General features: G+C 42.9%; 17 protein-coding genes. 14 read left to right on the top strand and 3 right to left on the bottom strand.

Annotated elements, in window-relative coordinates:
* Positions 1 to 54 precede the first annotated feature (54 nt).
* The 14 genes from J6836_RS13440 (at position 55) to J6836_RS13375 (ending at position 13,988) form a co-directional block, all read left to right on the top strand.
* Positions 55 to 591 carry a fimbrial protein gene (locus J6836_RS13440; protein WP_219244532.1) on the top strand — a complete coding sequence of 179 codons (537 nt, stop codon included), beginning with the start codon at positions 55 to 57 and terminating at the stop codon, positions 589 to 591.
* A gap of 46 nt (positions 592 to 637) precedes the next feature.
* Positions 638 to 3,307, top strand: coding sequence for an outer membrane usher protein (locus J6836_RS13435; RefSeq protein WP_219244531.1), 2,670 nt, complete (start codon positions 638 to 640; stop codon positions 3,305 to 3,307).
* Positions 3,308 to 3,359: 52 nt separating this feature from the next.
* Entirely contained in the window at positions 3,360 to 4,136 is a 777-nt protein-coding gene (locus J6836_RS13430; protein ID WP_219244530.1) for a fimbria/pilus periplasmic chaperone, read from the top strand.
* Between the two features lie 47 nt (positions 4,137 to 4,183).
* On the top strand, positions 4,184 to 4,792 hold the full coding sequence (locus J6836_RS13425) for a fimbrial protein (RefSeq protein WP_219244529.1): 609 nt from the start codon (positions 4,184 to 4,186) through the stop codon (positions 4,790 to 4,792).
* Between the two features lie 54 nt (positions 4,793 to 4,846).
* Entirely contained in the window at positions 4,847 to 5,338 is a 492-nt protein-coding gene (locus J6836_RS13420) for a fimbrial protein (RefSeq protein WP_255586228.1), read from the top strand.
* Between the two features lie 15 nt (positions 5,339 to 5,353).
* Complete coding sequence (locus J6836_RS13415) at positions 5,354 to 5,851, top strand: fimbrial protein (RefSeq protein WP_219244527.1); 498 nt, start codon at positions 5,354 to 5,356, stop codon at positions 5,849 to 5,851.
* Between the two features lie 10 nt (positions 5,852 to 5,861).
* A complete protein-coding gene (locus J6836_RS13410) occupies positions 5,862 to 6,359 on the top strand; it encodes a fimbrial protein (RefSeq protein ID WP_219244526.1) in 498 nt (165 codons plus the stop codon).
* 62 nt (positions 6,360 to 6,421) lie between these two features.
* The gene (locus J6836_RS13405; protein WP_336432738.1) at positions 6,422 to 6,880 is read left to right on the top strand and encodes a fimbrial protein; all 459 of its coding nucleotides are present in this window, start codon (positions 6,422 to 6,424) and stop codon (positions 6,878 to 6,880) included.
* A 23-nt stretch (positions 6,881 to 6,903) separates the two neighbouring features.
* Complete coding sequence (locus tag J6836_RS13400; protein ID WP_219244524.1) at positions 6,904 to 7,446, top strand: fimbrial protein; 543 nt, start codon at positions 6,904 to 6,906, stop codon at positions 7,444 to 7,446.
* 471 nt (positions 7,447 to 7,917) lie between these two features.
* Positions 7,918 to 8,499 (top strand): hypothetical protein, encoded by a 582-nt coding sequence (locus J6836_RS13395; protein ID WP_219244523.1) that lies wholly within the window; start codon positions 7,918 to 7,920, stop codon positions 8,497 to 8,499.
* A 261-nt stretch (positions 8,500 to 8,760) separates the two neighbouring features.
* Positions 8,761 to 9,525 (top strand): DUF1120 domain-containing protein, encoded by a 765-nt coding sequence (locus J6836_RS13390; protein WP_219244522.1) that lies wholly within the window; start codon positions 8,761 to 8,763, stop codon positions 9,523 to 9,525.
* A 101-nt stretch (positions 9,526 to 9,626) separates the two neighbouring features.
* Positions 9,627 to 10,331, top strand: a complete 705-nt coding sequence (locus J6836_RS13385) for a fimbria/pilus chaperone family protein (RefSeq protein ID WP_219244521.1) — start codon at positions 9,627 to 9,629, stop codon at positions 10,329 to 10,331.
* Positions 10,332 to 10,380: 49 nt separating this feature from the next.
* On the top strand, positions 10,381 to 12,738 hold the full coding sequence (locus J6836_RS13380) for a fimbria/pilus outer membrane usher protein (protein ID WP_219244520.1): 2,358 nt from the start codon (positions 10,381 to 10,383) through the stop codon (positions 12,736 to 12,738).
* Complete coding sequence (locus J6836_RS13375) at positions 12,729 to 13,988, top strand: DUF1120 domain-containing protein (protein WP_219244519.1); 1,260 nt, start codon at positions 12,729 to 12,731, stop codon at positions 13,986 to 13,988. Before J6836_RS13380 ends, J6836_RS13375 begins: the two co-directional genes overlap by 10 nt.
* Positions 13,989 to 14,088: 100 nt before the next feature.
* On the opposite strand, the gene J6836_RS13370 is transcribed toward J6836_RS13375, so the two are convergent.
* Genes J6836_RS13370 through J6836_RS13360 form a run of 3 tightly spaced genes read right to left on the bottom strand, consistent with a single transcriptional unit; the run spans position 14,089 to position 18,046 of the window.
* Positions 14,089 to 15,732 carry a thiamine pyrophosphate-binding protein gene (locus J6836_RS13370; protein WP_219244518.1) on the bottom strand — a complete coding sequence of 548 codons (1,644 nt, stop codon included), beginning with the start codon at positions 15,730 to 15,732 and terminating at the stop codon, positions 14,089 to 14,091.
* Between the two features lie 41 nt (positions 15,733 to 15,773).
* Positions 15,774 to 17,243, bottom strand: coding sequence for an aldehyde dehydrogenase (locus tag J6836_RS13365; RefSeq protein WP_219244517.1), 1,470 nt, complete (start codon positions 17,241 to 17,243; stop codon positions 15,774 to 15,776).
* Positions 17,244 to 17,254: 11 nt separating this feature from the next.
* Positions 17,255 to 18,046: an aspartate dehydrogenase gene (locus tag J6836_RS13360; protein WP_219244516.1), complete on the bottom strand. Its 792-nt coding sequence runs from the start codon at positions 18,044 to 18,046 to the stop codon at positions 17,255 to 17,257.
* Positions 18,047 to 18,053 lie beyond the last annotated feature (7 nt).

Raw genomic sequence — 18,053 nt, 5'->3', positions numbered from 1 at the left:
AAAGGATCTTTTGCTGGTTTATTTCAAATGTAAGCAAGTGTAGGAGAGGATGCAATGAGATATTCAACGGTCAGTAGGCTGCTTTCATTGAGTCTTAGTATCTGCGCTCTCATAAATATTTCCCCTGCCAATGCGTTAGGCTCGGTAAAGATGAGTGGCAGTATCATTGAAACAGCCTGTGCTATTGATGTTGGTAGCCGTGATCAAACCATTAATATGGGTAGCCTCTCTCTAAGTGATATCCGTCGAGATGGGCAGGGGCCAGTACATCCGTTTGTCATTAAGTTAGTTAATTGCGTTCTTGAACGCCAAAACCCGAATAAACCGAATTGGCAATACTTTCGAGTCACCTTTGATGGTGCACATCAACGTGGATTATTTAGTGTGAACGGACAAGCCAAAGGTGTCGGACTACAAATTCAGCGTAATGACGACGGAGAATTTATTGTTCCAGGACAGGCTCTGCCTGCTCAAACTTTGATGCAAGGCTCCCGTGATTTAGCTTACGAATTAAGGTTGGTAGCTAATCATACTCCATTAGTATCAGGACAGTACTACAGCCAATTACGCTTTAAATTGGATTATGAATAATCCAATTATTGATTTTATTAATAAAAAAAGAAATAAGAAGGTCGAGATGATGGCCCTAGGTTTTATTCATATACCGTTGTTACGGATAAGTAGTTCTCGGTTGATGGGATTACTTGTTGCTTTGTCCCTAAGTTGTAACAGCTACGCTGAGCAAATTGAATTTAATACGGATATTTTAGATGTCAATGACCGAGCAAATATTGATTTAGCCCAGTTTTCACGTCCAGGCTTTTTAATGCCGGGTGAATATCGTTTTTCTATTTTTATAAATAAGCATCAATTACCGGAACAAACCGTATTTTATTATGTACCGGATGGTCAGCCAGATGAGAGTGTTGCCTGTTTAAGCCCTACATTAGTTGAGCAACTTGCGCTTAAATCTGATTTATTACCAACTTTAAAATGGTGGCATGATGGGCAGTGTTTATCATTAGAAAGCTTACCAGGTACTGAAATCAAAGGAGATTTAGCTGCTTCTGCTTTATATATCAGTTTACCTCAAGCGTATTTGGAATATACAGCCGAAAACTGGGATCCACCTGCACGTTGGGAAGATGGATTACCTGGTGCACTTTTTGATTATAACCTCAATGCACAGGTTGGTCAGCAAACTCGAGGCGGACAGCGCACAAATGCCAGTTCCAGCGGTAATGGTGTTGCGGGTGTTAACTTAGGAGTGTGGCGTATGCGTGCTGATTGGCAAATGCATTTAGACAAACAGCAAGGGCAAGGCACTTCTAGTTCATTAGATTGGACTCGATATTATGTCTATCGCGCAATTAAATCTCTCGGGGCAAAACTCACCTTAGGTGAAGATTATTTAGTCTCAGATATTTTTGACAGTTTTCGATTTACGGGACTCAGTCTGATTACAGACATCAATATGCTACCACCTAATTTACGGGGATATGCCCCCGAAATAACGGGGGTAGCTAAAAGTAATGCCACCGTTATCGTGAGCCAGCAAGGTCGTATTATTTATCAAACACAAGTTGCTGCTGGTCCTTTTCATATTCAAGACTTAAATGATGCGTTATCTGGTGAGATTAATGTTGAAGTTAAAGAACAAGATGGAACGATTCAAACGTTTACGGTAAATACAGCCAGTGTGCCTTACCTTACTCGTCCAGGGCAATTACGTTATAAGCTTGCGGCTGGGCGGCCAACAGATTGGCGCCATCGCGTGAGTGGTGAAACATTTGCGAGCGGCGAGTTTTCGTGGGGAGTGAATAACGGCTGGTCATTGTATGGTGGCGGTGTTGCAGCTGAGAATTATGCTTCTGCTGCGGTCGGTATCGGTCGAGACCTGATGATGTTTGGCGCGCTGTCTTTTGATATCACCCATGCGCGTTCGCGACTAAAAGGGTTAACTGAAGTCGGTGATAAAACGTATCAAGGTAATTCATATCGTTTGAGTTATTCGAAGCGATTTGATGCCTACAATAGTCAGGTGACATTTGCGGGATATCGTTTTGCTGAGCAAGGTTTTATGAGTATGTCGGAGTACTTAAATGCGCAGTCTACGGGTGTCCGTCAGTATAACAGTAAGGAAATGTATACCGTTTCCTATAACCAACAATTTCCTGAATTTGGGCTCAGCGCTTATGTAAATTATTACCATCAAACCTACTGGGATCAGCCTGACAATGACCGTTATAGCCTGTCTTTAGCGCGTTATTTTGATATCGGAAAATGGAAAAATTTGAGTGTTAACTTGACCGCTTATCGAAATCGTTATCAGCAGACTAATGATGATGGCGCCTATATTTCCGTTTCATTGCCTTGGGGGGAGAGTGGTTCTCTTAGCATGAACAGTAGTTGGGATGAGCGTGATAATTCTCAACGAGTCAGTTATTACGACCGATTAGATGAACGCACTAATTATCAATTAAGTACAGGATGGTCTCGTTCTGGTGGATTAGTGAGTGGTTACTACACTCATCAAGCGGATTTAGCTCAAATTAATGCAAATGCTACTTATCAGCAAGATAGATATCGTTCTGCTGGCTTATCACTTCAAGGTGGTTTTACCGCGATTAAGCAAGGAGTGGTGATGCATCGCAGTAATCAGCTCGGTGGGACTCGAATTTTTGTCGATACCGATGGCGTTCCTGATATCCCATTACGAGGTTATGGCTCAACCATCCGAACAAACTATTTTGGGCAGGCTGTATTAACAGACGTGAACAGTTATTACCGTAATCAGGTCAGTATAGATTTAAATACATTACCTGAAGATGCTCAGGTATCTCAATCGGTTAAGCAAGGTACCTTAACAGAAGGCGCTATCGGTTATCGTGAGTTCGACGTTGTTGCTGGACACAGCGCAATGGCCTTGTTGCGTTTATCTGATAGTCGTGTTCCCCCATTTGGCGCGCAAGTTTTCAATATAAAAGGCCAACAAGTGGGAATGGTGGGGGATGATGGGAGTACGTATTTAACAGGGCTCAATCCTAACGATAGGTTACAGGTTCGTTGGGATGATAAAGCACAATGCGAAATCACCCTACCTGAAATATTACCGAAGAGCGACACGTTATTAACGAACTGGTTATTACCGTGCCATACGACAGGTATCTTACCACTCGAGCAGACACAGGTGGTCGTTGAACCGAATGCAGTAAGTTTACCGTCATTATCTACGCCTCATTTATTAACTTCTGGGGCATCGGATAAGTCAGGTTTACTCAGTTCATCGAGCGGGTTAAGAAAATAAAAATGACATGATTGAAGAGGGGTATTCTTTCTTCATATTAAGGTAAAAGAATATGTTACAGAGTAATAAAATCAATAAAAGAAATCATCATCCTATTGCTGCTTTTTTGGTTGGGACTGTGTTGATATCCGCGACACTGTCGTCAGCGCAAGCTGCGGTGGCTTTAGATCGCACTCGTGCAATTATGACGGGTGAAGATAAATCCATTAGTTTAAATATCAGTAATGAAAATAAGCAATTACCTTATCTAGCGCAAGGTTGGATTGAAAATGCCCAAGGCGAAAAAATCACTGAACCCTTTACGGTATTACCTCCCGTTCAGCGTGTTGAGCCTGGCGCTAAAAGCCAAGTGAAAATTCAAGCACTACCGAGTGTCGCGTCACTGCCGCAAGATAGGGAGTCCGTTTATTATTTCAATTTGCGTGAAATCCCGCCTAAGAGTGACAAACCCAACACACTTCAGCTGGCGTTGCAAACTCGAATTAAGCTGTTTTATCGTCCAAAAGCGATTATTCCAACTCGCCAACAGATGGAGAATCCATGGCAAGAAAAAATTACCCTCACTCGTCAAGGTGATCAATACAGTGTTGAGAATCCAACGCCGTATTTTGTGACTCTTGTTGATGCAGCTTCAGTAAAAGACGGAAAAACAGTTGCGGGATTTGAACCGTTGATGGTTGCTCCTAAAAGCAGTTTGCTCATGGGCGGAAGTGCAAAAGCTTTAGGTAGTAAGCCTGTACTCACTTATATCAATGACTACGGTGGACGACCAATGTTGACGTTTACTTGTCAAGATAATCGCTGTCACGTGGTATCAGATAAACAGTAACTTCAAACAAGATGACGTTAAAGCAGATTTCAACGCAGGAGGGCATCATGAAAGAAGCCAATAAGATACCTCATAATATGATGGCGTGCGGTTTAGGATTGTGTTTACTCAGTAGCACCGCGCTCAGTACTGAACTCGACAAAGTGGATAACTGGGATGTCGATGGGGCTAATGGGACATTGTATGTACACGGGGCTTTAACGGAAAGTGCTTGCCGATTAGCGATGTCTTCAGCATATCAAACGGTTGAATTGGGGACATTAGGGACGGGGCAATTACAGACAGCCGGCCAAACAGGTACGCCTGTCGCGGTACAACTACGTTTAGAAGATTGTTTAAGTGGTGAAAGTCGTAATCGTAATAAACTCGGTAACTTATTGTGGAGTGCTGATATGCCAGCGATGAAAATTCGTTTTTTGGCCACAGCGGACAATCAAAATCCACAATTAGCGGCCGTTACGGGAGCAAAAGGGATTGCATTACAATTGAGTAATGCGTCTTCTCATCCTATTGCAATAGGGCAATACAGTACGCCTGAGCTGGTTTCTCCGGGGCAGAATCAATTAACTTATTATATTACCCCGATTCGCACTACAGCAGGATTAAGTTCGGGAGCTTATCAGGCAATCATTCGCTTTCAGGTAAGTTATGATTAGGAGTCAACGATGTTATTGATGCAGCATGTGACCGTAGGAGTTAAAGCTCTTATTGTGTTTAGCGTTCTTTTTTTTAGCTCGCTATTATTTGGAAGTCTATTCCATGTCGTACGTGCTGATACCGCAAATCTGAATTTAACGTTGACCATTACGATGCCTCCACAGTGTTCGTTTAGTAGTGGTAGTTCAATACAAATTGTGCGTTTTGAAGAGGTGCAACAAGGATTAATTGATGGAGTGAGTTATAAGCGAACCCCTATTAATACTGGATTATCTTGCAAAGCCTTAGAAAAAAATGCGTTGAATATGGGACTATCATGGGATCCAGTAACCTTTAACGGCGTTTCTGCTGTCAGTACAAACCGAACAAATTTAGGTATTGCCATTTATCGGGATTCGACTCGCTTAAGTAATGGAGCATCAATTAACTTTACCTATGGTAATCCTCCGAACTTGTATGCGGTACCGATAAAGCCTAGTGGTGTAATGCTCAGTGATGCGGGGTCCTTCTCTGGCACAATGACTGTGACGTTAAATTATCAATAAAAGCGGGAATATCTTATGAATAACACTCTTTTTGTTCGGTATTTTATCGGCCTACTTTGTTTATTAAGTCCCGCATTATCACGAGCATTGGATGTTTATTTTACAGGAACACTGGTTGTCACTCCGCCAGAATGTACCGTGAATAGCGGTACAGTGGTAGATGTCAATTTTGGCGATATCCATGAAACACTGATTGACAATAGTAGCTATAAACGCACACGCATTGATTACACCTTAAATTGTACGAATGTCTATAGCAATGCATTAAAAATGACAGTGAGTTGGGACCCGATCACGCTCAATGGGCAAAATGTCATTCGTACAGGTCGGACGGATCTAGGGATAGCTGTTTATCAGGATTCATCTCGATTGAGTAATGGTGATATTGTTAATTTTACTTATGGTAGTGGTCAACCTACGCTTTATGCGGTGCCAGTAAAACCCTCGGGAACGGTATTAACTGATGGAGGGAATTTCAATGGGACATTAACTTTTGTGGTGGATTACCGTTAAGGGGAACAAGATGAAATTTATTCACCGACAACAAGTGGCACTCTGTTTTTTTTGTGTCATAAGCTCTCCATTTGCGCTGGGATTAGGAGCAAATCTTTACGGTAATTTAATTGTGACGCCACCAGAATGTATTCTAAATAACAATAATCAAGCGGCGATTCATTTTGGAGATATTTTGTTAACGCGCATTGACGGTAATAACTACGTACAAACATTGCCATTGAGTCTATCGTGTACAGGGTTAGCAAAAAATAATCTGACATTAACCTTAGAAGGTGACCCTACATTGTTTAATAGCAATGGCGCATTAAAAACAAGCAATAACAAATTAGGCGTTGCTTTTTATATCAATAATGTTCGGCAAGCAATTAATCAGCCAGTGAATATTAATTACACCTCTTTGCCTTCTTTAAAAGCTGCGCCGATTAAAAATATGACTGCGGGCTTTAATGATACAGATGGCGGTAGCTTTACTGCGTTGGCGACATTAAAGGTGAACTATCAATGAAAAAGTTACTGATAAGCGCAAGTCAACGTTATTGCTATTTATGCAGTTTAGGGGGGCTCCTTATGATGATGCCCTTAGCGGTAGAAGCTAATTGGCATTTTGATGGCACGCTAGTACTGCCCCCTGTTTGTGAGTTAGGACAAACTAACCCTATACGTGTTTCTTTTGGAAAGGTGGGGGTGCGCAAAGTGGATGGGAATCTATTTAAACAAGACATTCCGTACCAATTGAATTGCCAAGGTGACTTAAGTCAACCGTGGAATGTGACATTGACGTTCAGTGGAACGCTGGCTGGTACCGGATTTGATAATGCGACATTACGCGCCAGCAGCCCTTTAAATAACGGAAAATTAGGCATTCAAATTCAAAAAGACGGGATACCGTTAGAGCTGAACAAGGCGTTTGCCATTGATAGTTCAAATCCACCAAGATTATCAGCAGTTCCAATTAAACGTGCAGCAACGGAACTGGTTGGTGATAATTTTACTGCGACTGGGACATTGACCATCGATTTTCAATGACACGGCAAAAGGAAATAAGAAAAATGCAAATATCATTACGTCAATTATGGCCTTTAGTCTTGTCGCTAAGTTTAGTGACTGTGCCGCTTTGTGCGCAGTCGGAAACCGTACAATTTGATGGAACGTTAGTTGAGGATGCATGTGAAGTATATCCTGGAGATGAAAATATCGAATTGGATTTTGGCACTATTGTAGATAAATATTTGTACTTGAACACTCGAACACACAGTCAGCCATTTACAATTCGGTTAATTAATTGCGATTTAGTGTTGGGGAAAGAAGTTCAAGTGACCTTCATGGGAACTGAAAGCTTGGCATTACCGGGATTATTAGCGCTTAATGGTGGGAGTCAAGCGAGTGGCATTGCCATAGGATTAGAAGCTGAAAATGGGACACCAATTTTATTGAATAAAGCTAAAAACTATATTCAGAAATTGCATTCTGGCAACGGTAATAATCTTAATCTGAAAGCGTATGTGCAGGGTGAACCTACTCCCTTATTGACTAAAACAATAGGACGAGGAGCCTTCGAGGCAACGACGACGTTTATGCTGGAATATGAATAGCTTGCTTAAGTTTTTGGCTTAAATACTATTTATGGATACATAAATAGTATTTTTATGTATAACAATTTCATTATTTATTTTAACTAATGGAAAATATGAATGAAAAATATATCTAGATCAACTATAGCATTTTTATTGCTAATAATTTGTGGGCAAAGTTTCGCTAAGTCTGTAACGTTAGGCCCGGGATCGGAAGTTACCACTGGTAAGGTAATTTCCTCTAAATGGGTTAATTATCAAATAAGTGATGGTAGGTTTATCGGAAATTTGGAAGTTCGAATTCGTCTTGTACGTGGTTCTTTTATGAGTTCTTCAAATTATGCAGCCCCCTATACTTTACCTGCTCAGGGCTCTTCTCTAGCCGTAACACCGTGTATATCAAATGATGCTGGATATGGTGGCTGTTATAGTAATATTCCTTTTCCTGTTGTAGGCTGTACTAGTACAGATCAAGGAGATATTAACACTTGTATGAATCGTATAGTTGGCACTGAAGGAACGATATTGGTGCCAGTAAATGAATCGACAGTCAGTCTCTCTAGTGCTAATTTTTGTATGCGTAGTTATCTGATTTATCCTGAAGTAGCACGGGGGGTGGTACCAGGTGGGACACTTGGTTCGTTATCGCTTTACTTTGAACCATATACTGTGTGTGGAGCGGATGAAGGAGCGCCTCCTCCTATTCCTGAACTTACGGGATCAGTATGTTCTCTGAATTCACAGCAAATTGAGCTGTCATATCAATCGACAACGACTAATGTTAGTGGTCTGCGTAAAGATGGCGCTTTATCTGTTTTATGTACATCAGGTACACCACAGAATTATCAATTAAAGCTCACTGGAAACAATGTGACTAATGGAAATCTCAATTTTGGAAATGGTGTTTCTGCTCAAGTCTCGTTAAATGGAATTCAAGTACAAGCGAATGGTCCAGAAATTCAATTAAACAACTTAACTAGCCAAACTATTCCTGTCAGTGCTACATTGATGGGTGATGCATCAGTCTCTGGTGTGAGTCAAGCGACAGGAATATTAATATTAGAAGCGTTATAAATAAATATTTTAAAAACTAATATACTAATTGCGTTTGTTAATACCATGTGATTATTAATTGTGTTTTTATTTAATAATAAATAAAATTTATTGTTTTTATACGTCTAAATATCAAATTAAATTAATTGATAATAAGTTTTTATCATAAGTTTAGTTACGTCCTTAATATATAAAATATATGGGTGTCTATTTTTAAAATATAATTAGGATTAATTTTCAGTGATTCAATTATCGTGTTATTACATTTAAATGAGAATATATATGAAAAAAGTATTATTAGCATCATTACTTAGTACTGCTGCCATTCCTGCGTTATCTGCAGATTCGGTAGATATCTCTGTTGTCGGAACGATTAGCTCTGCGTCTTGTACACCTAGCGCGGGCGGTGGTGGAGTCGTTGACTATGGTTTTATCAAACCTGAAGCCTTGGCTGCAAAGGGGCCGACAGTCTTATCGGTAAAAACTATCGGATTTACCATTAGTTGTGATGCATCTGCTAATGTGGCTCTACGCGCATCCAGTAATCGAATGGGGACAGCAACCGATATCTCGGGACCTGAAAGCCAGGTGGGAAGTGGGCTCGCTGATAGTGCTTTAGTGAAAGCTGGGCTAGGAGCCAAACAGCCTTATGGGCAGCCTACAGTAAGCACCCCAACTGTCGTTGGACTCGGGGCATCGAATGGAAAAAATATTGGGGGGTATATGATGAATTTACCCCCTTCACTTGTCACCCTTGATGGTGTTGCGGCAACAGATAAATTTTGGACCTTTGCCGCACCCACACAGGCAACAAAATGGAATAAACAAGTATCGTCTGTAATCACTAACAATGGGCATACCATTTTTACTGTTGATAATGCTTTTTTTGGCTACGGTACTGATAGTGAAGCCACATCACCGACCCCATTTACTGAATTGGCTGGGACACTTGTAATTCAAGCCTATATTACGGATAAAGCTAATTTAGATTTAAGTGCCCCGGTCAATTTAGACGGCTCATCAACCATTGAGCTTTATTATTTCTAACGTCATGAGATAACAGATTTAACATTATTTTATTCAAGGAAAGAAACGTTTAGGTAATACCGATTTTTCTTTCCTTATTTACATATTGTAATTAAGGTTCTATGAAAATTTATTTAAATCACTTTATCTGTTTAAGTTTATTCCTCTTTTCTGCAGGCAGTTTGGCGGCAGGGATGGTGCCTCAAAATCCCATTGTTATGATCGAGGAAAGTGATGGCGAAGGTAATATTGATATTAAAAACACCGATAAATACCCGAGTTTGTTGATCACTAAAATTGAAAATCTCGAAGATGATAAAGAGGAGCTCATTACAGTTTATCCGCCCGTTGCACGTGTAGAAGGCAATGAAACTCAGACGGTACGGTTTCTGATAACCACCAAAACGCCACTTAAAACTGAGCGATTAAAACGTGTAACCTTTGAAGGCGTACCTCCGAAAAATGGTGAGCTGGAAAAAGAAATCAACGTCACTTTTAAACAAAACCTACCCGTGATTATCCGTCCAGCGGGGCTAGCACAAAACCTCGCGCCTTGGGAAGGCTTAACGTGGGAATATAAAAATAACCAATTCACGGTGACTAACCCTTCTCCGTATGTTGTGCGTTTTATCTCACCCAACATTACTGTATTGCCCTCAGGCCAAAGATTCATTTTGCCTAAAACCTATATTTTACCTCACCAATCATTTGATTTATCGGGGGATCAAAATACCAATATCAAAAATGCCGATAAAGTGCGTTTTTACCCTGCCACGACTTGGGGATTCTCTACGAATAAATATTACGATGCCCCATTAATAGATTAATTCAGCGCGTTTAAAAAATAATAAAGGCACCAACACGAGTGTAATAAAAATGACAAAACAGACGCCGATAGCGCTCCTTTTTTGGGTTTGTCTTCACTCAGCACTGGCAACCGAATCGGTCACCTTTGATGAAGAATTTTTAATGTCACGTGGTATTGATACCTCGATTGCTAAGCAATTTGAGCAAGCCCCCACTTTTTTACCAGGTAAACAAGAACTCAAGGTTTATGTTAATAATCAATATCGTGTGAGTGTTGATGTTGAGTTCAATCAGAGTGGACAGCCCTGTATTAATGCCGAGCTATTAGCGGCGATTGGCATTAATGACCCGCGTACTTTACAGGGAACGAAAGAGTGCGTCGCACTTCAGCAACTATGGGAAAACAGTGAGATTATCCCCAAACCTGCGAAACAAGAACTGTGGTTTTTTGTGCCTGAGCGCGCCGTTTCAGTGAATTTTAATCAACAAAAGCGTTATGTGTACGGGGGCATGGGCGCTATTGTGAATTATGCTGCGAACTATATGGGGAGCTCAGGTGTTGGCAATCGTGATATGTATTATGTGAATACGGAGGCAGGGTTTAACTATCAAAACTGGTTATTTCGTAGTTATCAAATTTATAACCATTTCACTGATTCGGAATTTATTCATCAATATGCCTACGCGCAAACGACATTAGAAAAGCAGCAAAAAGTGCTGCAACTGGGGCAAATTAATTTAAATAACAGTGTCATTGGTGCATCTCGCGTTATTGGCTTGCAAGTGTTCCCTGAAAACCAATTAGAAAATCATCGTGGTGGTGGCGCACTGGTTACGGGGGTCGCCCCAGAGCCTTCGATGGTGGAAATCTATCAGGCTGGGCGGTTATTGTACAATACTGCTGTCCCCGCAGGGGCTTTTGAGCTATCCCAATTTTCATTAGTCAATCAAACTGCAGATTTACTCGTGAAATTAAAAGGGGTCAATGGGCAAGAGCAAGAGTTTATTGTGCCAGCGTCTACGTTTTTGAATGATAGCCAGTTTAGTCATACGGGGTACTCAATGGGGATTGGTCGTTATGATGAAAACAATACCCCACATAAACCATTAGTTGTGTCTTTGTCAAAAGGCTGGAGTGTGAACCGCTTTTTAGGGCTACAAAGCGGTGCAGTCGTATCTCCCGATTATTATGGGTTGGGTTTGAATAGTGCGGTGCGTTTGAACGAGTCATGGAGACTTTCGACCAATACTGATGTAGCGCGTGATGAAAAACATCATAAAACCGGTGGGCTTATCACAGGTACAGTGGCTTATTTAGCCTCAGACACGTTGTCTATTGGCGTTAATGGGTTGATACAAAGCCCTGATTACCACTATTTGAGTGATGCTGTGAGAGATGAACCTCGTGTTAATAATAAGCAAAAACAGTTTGGTGGTGACATGAGTTTATCTACAGACTGGGGAACATTGGGGTCTTCAATAGGGCGAACGTATACGCAGGACAATCAGTCTCAAGACTATATTAGTTTTTCATGGAGCAAAACGCTCTACAAAAATACCATGTTAAATACGAGCTATCAGCGTACTTATAATATCGACAATGTCTATGAAGATACCTTTTATGTACGGCTGAATATTCCGCTGGAACGAGCCAATATTTCGTCGTGGCTGACGCGTAGCGATAACAGTAATCGCTGGGGCGCACGTTATAGTAACTATGAGAGTCACGATAGAAACTGGGGAGTTGCATATGATTACAACGACCAAAAACACTATCAATCGGTTTCTGCTAATGCGCATACTGTCACACCATATAGCCAGCTAGGTGCCAACATTCGCCGAGATAATCAAAATCAAACCAGTTGGGGGGCCTCTTTAAATGGGGGAGTTGCTCTGGTCAATGAAGGTTTGTTGCTGTCACCGTATGAAATCAAAGACACCTTTGGTATCGCCAAGGTAGGAGATAAACGCGATATTCGTTTAGACTCCGGGGCAGGCCCAACTTGGACCAATGGCAATGGCTATGCAGTGATCCCCAACCTAAATGCCTATCAACAGAATGCGGTGAAAGTCGATCCGAGAAGCCTATCTCGTCAAAGTGATATTCTCAATGCTTATAAAACAACGCTACCTGCAAAAGGCTCGATTGTACCGATGACTTTCACGGTGGTCGAATCTCGCCGTGTACGGGTGAATACACAATTAGCTGGGAGACCGCTACCCGTTGACAGCGTGATCCGCGATGAGGCGGGTAATTTTTTAACACTGGCGACTCAATCAGGGCAGTTTTTTTTAGGGCAAGCGACACCAGCGATGAGGTTGATGATTGAAACACCAGAAAAAAAGACCTGTGTTGTCCAACTTAATTTACCCAGTGAACCAGAATCACAAGTCTTATTTGAAGAGGTGAATGCGTTATGTCAATAATATTGTCAGTGAAACGACTTGTAGTGAGGCTTTGTCTCGCACTCAGTCTATTGTTTACCTATTCACCCTATCTGTTAGCTGATAATACAGTGGAGGAGGATTGCCAGTGGATAATCTCTCAACCTAATATTGATTACGGTGCTGTCTCGCGTGATCAGATAAAACAACTACCGAGCGGAGATGGGGAGCTACAGAGCCGTCAGGTGGTGGTTAAACTGATGTGCTCACAAGAGATTGACCCCGTGATTAAAATCCAAGATCTTTTTGGTAGCCATCCAAGTGAATTCCAATATGGCCAAAAAGGCGAATTGCAAGTAAGTTTAGTCAGTTTCCGTGTCGATGGACAGAGCACAACGGCAATGGTCGTACGACATCAGGTGAACCACGTCACGGCCTTATTAAAACCCAATGATGAAATTCGCCCACAATCGGCAATCAGAGGAAAACGTGTCGAAATGGTGTTAAATATCACCCCAAAGGTATCAGCTACTGAGGTGACCCAACCGATGGTTTTAACACAATCGGGCCAATTTTCATTAAATGTTGCTGCTTTTTCACCAAGTACAGTCAGGGTATCCTCTGAGTTACGTGCGATAGCTTGTATACCTTCGGTTTCGAACAATGGCACGGTGGATTATCACACTCTCCATGCTAACGATTTAGCTAATAACGCCGTGACCGTTTTACCTGCATATACACTGAATTTTACCCTCAGTTGTGATGCGGCCACAAACATTGCCATTCGGGCCCGCAGTAATCGACCGCAATCGACGACAAATGCAGGGAGTGAAAATGAAATTGGCAGTGCGCTCGCTAAAACGGAGGTATTATCGGCTGGTTTAGGAAAGAATTTACCTATGGGGTTACCTAATGTGACACAAGCGTTTGTTGCGGGGCTAGGGACAAGCAATGGCCAAAAATTAGGGGGATACCTTTTGAATATGCCATTTACCCAAATGAGGCTAGATGGACAAGCAGTAACAGTGAAATATTGGACGCCTACGTTACCCAATAAGGCAACGAGTTGGAATAAAGAAACAGATCTTAAAGGGAATGGAGGGAGTTTATTTACGAATACAGCCTCGTATTTTTCATTTAGTACAGATACGAATTCTGTAACACCCATGCCATTTAAGCAGTTAAATGGACTGTTAATCATTCAAGCCTATATTACTCAAAAACAAAATTTGAATTTGTCATCTCCTGTCCATCTTAATGGTTCTTCAACAATTGAATTATATTACTATTAATTTAATTGTTAGCTTAATGACATCATTTTTCATGATGGGCCAATACAAACAAAAAGAGCAGCCTTTAGCTGCTCAGACAGTATTTTTGAGTCAAAACTAATTAGAACAGTTTTTTCTGCGGTGGGCCTGAGAAATCCATTTTGCCGATTTTATTCATCAGTACCTCAACCACGACAGGTTTTTTTAAATCAATGGCTTGTTGGAGAGTTGATTTAAAATCGGCGGCTTTGTCGATGGTAAATGCGGTAATGCCCATTGATTGAGCTAATTGGTTAAATGAAGGAGTTAATAATTCATTATAATACTGCCGACCTGCGAAATATTTTTCCTGAATGCCTCGCATCACGCCATAGCCATTATCATTCATAATAATCAATACGATAGGAAGTTGTTCTTGTGCCATCGTAGCGAGTTCCCCAATCCCTAGCATCAAACCGCCATCACCAACAAGGCCTATAACTGAAGTGTTTGGGTTGGCTTTTGCGCTACCGATGGACATCGCGAGACCCAAACCAATTGCGCCGGCAAGGGAGTGAATATTGTGCATCGGCTCGGTGGCTTTTAATAACCGACTGCCCCACAAGCTCCCTGAAACCGTAATATCCCGCACAAAAATACCTTCTTTTGGTAGCGTTTGTTCAACGGCATCACTGAGGTCACTATAAGCACCGCATTGTTCGCGCAGTTGTTGCTCTGCCTGCTGAACAGCTTCTTGCACCTGTTTTTTCCAAGTGTCAGATACAGGGCGGTTGGCCAGTTCCATTTTATCTGCCAACGCTTCCAGTAAGGTCTTCGCATCACCAGTAATATTTATATCAGCAATATAATTTCGATTGGCAGCTTGTGGGTCAATATCAAGTTGGATCAGCGGGCGCGGCAAGGGTAATGACCATGTTTTGGTTTCATTGCTGCGCAAGCGGGAGCCCACTACCAAGGATAAATCGCAACTGCGTATTAAGACATCAATGGCGTCTGCATTATGAAAGGCGCGTAAGCTAAAAGGATGATCATCAGACAGAATTCCGCGTCCGTGGGTACTGCTAATCACGGCAATACCCTGATCAGCAAGGCGTTTTATGGCGTCTGCTGCCTGTAATGCCCCTGCACCAATCCACAATAATGGCTGTTTTGCTTGCTGAAGCTTCTCCCAAATAGTGTCGATGTGAGAATCGCTGCATGCAGGCAATGCAGAGGGAACAACGGGGGCGCTTAATACGGAAATAGGCACTTGTGCACTTTGAATATCAATTGGAATTTCAATGGATACGGGGCCGCAAGGCACGGTTTGGGCAACCTGGATGGCTTTGTGCAAGACGGCGACCGCTTGCTCAGCACTGTGTACGCGAAAAGCTTGCTTGGAACTTGCCCGCAAAAATCCGAGCTGATCAGGGGTTTCATGGATAAACCCTGCGTCCATATCTAAATAGGCTTTTTCCACCTGACCCGTAATGTGGATCATGGGCGAACAAGCATTCATGGCTTCAATCATTGAACCAATGGCATTCCCCGCGCCTGCGCCTGTACTGGTTAATGCCACACCGAGCCCACGAAAACGGCTATGGGCATCGGCCATTGTCACCGCACCTGCTTCGCCACGGCTTGGGGTAAAGTCGATGATCCCACGACGGCCAATCGCATCAGCAATGGGTAAATTATGAATTGAAATGACACCGTAAACCGTGGTGACTTGGTATTGCTCTAATGTTCTGGCGACGGCTTCGCCAACCGTAATCATGTCAGACATTATATTCTCCTTAATGCTTGAATAATCCTTTGACGGATTGGTTATTCACACCAACGGTTTGGTTGTGGGTTAAGTGCCAGAAACAGACTTTTTTGTTGCATGTAGGCTTTGAGGCTTTCAAGGCCTTTTTCGCGACCCAGACCGCTTTCTTTAAAGCCGCCAAATGGGGTGGAAATAGAAAAAACTTTGTAGGTGTTGATCCACACGGTGCCCGTTTCAAGGGCATCCGCCAGTTTAAAGGCGCGGGTATAATCACGCGTCCAAATTCCTGCCGCGAGTCCGTACACGGAATCATTGGCTTGTTGAATGAGTTCATCTTCGTTATCAAAGGGAATGACCACTAAGACGGGACCAAAGATTTCCTCTTGGCAAACACGTGCTTGGTTATTTAAGCCTTCAATAATGGTGGGGCAATAATAGTTCCCCGATTGCAGGGCTGGGTCTGAAGGGATTTTCCCGCCAAGGCGAATTTTTCCACCTTCTTGAATAGCCAAATCAACGTAGGCCTGCACGCTATCGCGGTGAGCTGGGGAAATTAATGGGCCAATGTGTACGCGTTCTTGGCGAGGGTCACCGATAATTAAGTTTTGGGTTAATGCGGTGAGTTTTTCCATAAATTTGTCGTATATCTCGCGGGCGACAAATAAACGAGAACCCGCGATGCACGCTTGCCCCATCGAACTAAAAATACCGTAGCAAACACCGTGAGCAGCAAGGTCAAGGTCGGCATCTGATAACACGACTGTTGGGGATTTCCCACCTAACTCTAATGAGGTGGTGATCAGTTTATCTGCCGCAATATGTGCCAGTTGTCGCCCTGTATTGGTGCCCCCTGTGAAGGAGATTTTTCGCACTAAAGGGTGGCGAACGAGGGCATCGCCGATAATTGAGCCTTTGCCCGGTAGTACGCTCAACAAGCCGCGAGGTAAGCCCGCTTGCTCAAAGATTTCAGCGAGTTTTAGCGAGATAAGTGGCGTTGCTTCCGCAGGTTTCAATATGACTGCGTTCCCTGCGGCAATGGCTGGGGCAATTTTTTGCATATCACTAGCAATCGGCGAGTTCCACGGAGTGATCGCCGCAATAACGCCAATAGGTTGGTAAGTGCTTATTGTCATGATATCTGTTTGGCGGCGAGGGGGAAGTTCGCCACCCGACACTTCACAGACTGCAGCGAAATAACGTGCGGTAGCCGCGGCACTCATCACAAGACCACGGGCTTCCGCCCACGGCTTGCCGTTATCCAAGGTTTGTAAGCGAGTGAGTTCTTCGCGCTGTTCGTCAATTAAGGTACTGACTTTATACAAAATAGCTGCACGCTGGTGGGCGGGCATATTCCGCCATGAGGGCTCTCTCCATGCGGTTTCTGCGGCAATCACGGCGTCTTCGACGTCTTCAAGACTGGCGCTATTTAGGGTCGCAATAATCTGGTTGTCGCCAGGAAAACGTGATTGCATCTCTTTTCCGCGGCCCAATTGCCATTTTCCGCCGACAAAAATATCCATTTTATTCATGATGTTCTCCGTCAAATGGCATCCTGTTCAGCAACACGGCGGCAAATTTCCACCGCACTTAGGGCTGATAACATGGATGTTTTCGGGTTAGAGGGAAGTGGATTACCGTTGAGTTCGATGCAAAACTGCCCAAAATCACCTTGTACTTCAATGCGATGGGTGTTTTTACTCGTGTTGGGGTCAACAATCAGCTGCACTTGGGTGTCATCCATACCGATCCCGTAAAGGGCAACGGTTGCGGCAACATTGGCATTCGCTGGGAAATTAAGTGCAGCTTCCCGTGCACTACCCGTAAAAAATACAGTTGCCTCAGTGACTTGAGATAAGTCGATAAATTGCTCGGCAGGACCATTACGCCAACTCGCTGGGCTTTTGCGTGATTGATAAGTCACTTGCGTAATGTTGGCTTCTCTCGCCGCACGTAACCCATCAAGCCCTGCAACGGCACCGGTTAGCGGGATTAACTGCCCATGATGTTGTTTGGCTAATGCGGTTAAATGCTGTGCCGTCGCAGTATCCGCCAGTGCCCCCGTTGAAATAATCGCGAGCCTCCACCCCTTTTGTAAAATAAGGGGCGCATATTGTTTAACGGCTTGATGGCTGGCACATTCCAACACAAGAGAGGGCTTTTCATTAATTTGGCTGATATCCTCAATCGGGGTGACTTCCCCGTGAAAGCGCTTAAGAATGGCGTCGTGGTGATGAGCGCGAGCAACAATCCAGCGCAGAGTTATCCCACGAGGTAAGCGAGTAATCACCTCTTCTGCCATCGTGCCATAGCCTATAAGCATTAACGTTTTCATATTTCAA

This window comes from Providencia sp. R33 (assembly GCF_019343475.1).
Lineage (GTDB): Bacteria > Pseudomonadota > Gammaproteobacteria > Enterobacterales > Enterobacteriaceae > Providencia.
Note: the sequence above shows the minus strand (reverse complement) of the source record. Positions and strands in the feature narration are given on the sequence as shown.

What these genes read in the sequence shown, in the direction of transcription:
- J6836_RS13375 (WP_219244519.1), top strand. Translation starts at nt 12,729, where the DNA reads ATGTCAATAATATTGTCAGTGAAACGACTTGTAGTGAGGCTTTGTCTC.
- J6836_RS13395 (WP_219244523.1), top strand. Translation starts at nt 7,918, where the DNA reads ATGAATCGTATAGTTGGCACTGAAGGAACGATATTGGTGCCAGTAAAT.
- J6836_RS13405 (WP_336432738.1), top strand. Translation starts at nt 6,422, where the DNA reads ATGATGATGCCCTTAGCGGTAGAAGCTAATTGGCATTTTGATGGCACG.
- J6836_RS13415 (WP_219244527.1), top strand. Translation starts at nt 5,354, where the DNA reads ATGAATAACACTCTTTTTGTTCGGTATTTTATCGGCCTACTTTGTTTA.
- J6836_RS13365 (WP_219244517.1), bottom strand. Translation starts at nt 17,243, where the DNA reads ATGAATAAAATGGATATTTTTGTCGGCGGAAAATGGCAATTGGGCCGC.
- J6836_RS13385 (WP_219244521.1), top strand. Translation starts at nt 9,627, where the DNA reads ATGAAAATTTATTTAAATCACTTTATCTGTTTAAGTTTATTCCTCTTT.
- J6836_RS13400 (WP_219244524.1), top strand. Translation starts at nt 6,904, where the DNA reads ATGCAAATATCATTACGTCAATTATGGCCTTTAGTCTTGTCGCTAAGT.
- J6836_RS13390 (WP_219244522.1), top strand. Translation starts at nt 8,761, where the DNA reads ATGAAAAAAGTATTATTAGCATCATTACTTAGTACTGCTGCCATTCCT.
- J6836_RS13440 (WP_219244532.1), top strand. Translation starts at nt 55, where the DNA reads ATGAGATATTCAACGGTCAGTAGGCTGCTTTCATTGAGTCTTAGTATC.
- J6836_RS13425 (WP_219244529.1), top strand. Translation starts at nt 4,184, where the DNA reads ATGAAAGAAGCCAATAAGATACCTCATAATATGATGGCGTGCGGTTTA.
- J6836_RS13435 (WP_219244531.1), top strand. Translation starts at nt 638, where the DNA reads ATGATGGCCCTAGGTTTTATTCATATACCGTTGTTACGGATAAGTAGT.
- J6836_RS13380 (WP_219244520.1), top strand. Translation starts at nt 10,381, where the DNA reads ATGACAAAACAGACGCCGATAGCGCTCCTTTTTTGGGTTTGTCTTCAC.
- J6836_RS13360 (WP_219244516.1), bottom strand. Translation starts at nt 18,046, where the DNA reads ATGAAAACGTTAATGCTTATAGGCTATGGCACGATGGCAGAAGAGGTG.
- J6836_RS13370 (WP_219244518.1), bottom strand. Translation starts at nt 15,732, where the DNA reads ATGTCTGACATGATTACGGTTGGCGAAGCCGTCGCCAGAACATTAGAG.
- J6836_RS13410 (WP_219244526.1), top strand. Translation starts at nt 5,862, where the DNA reads ATGAAATTTATTCACCGACAACAAGTGGCACTCTGTTTTTTTTGTGTC.
- J6836_RS13430 (WP_219244530.1), top strand. Translation starts at nt 3,360, where the DNA reads ATGTTACAGAGTAATAAAATCAATAAAAGAAATCATCATCCTATTGCT.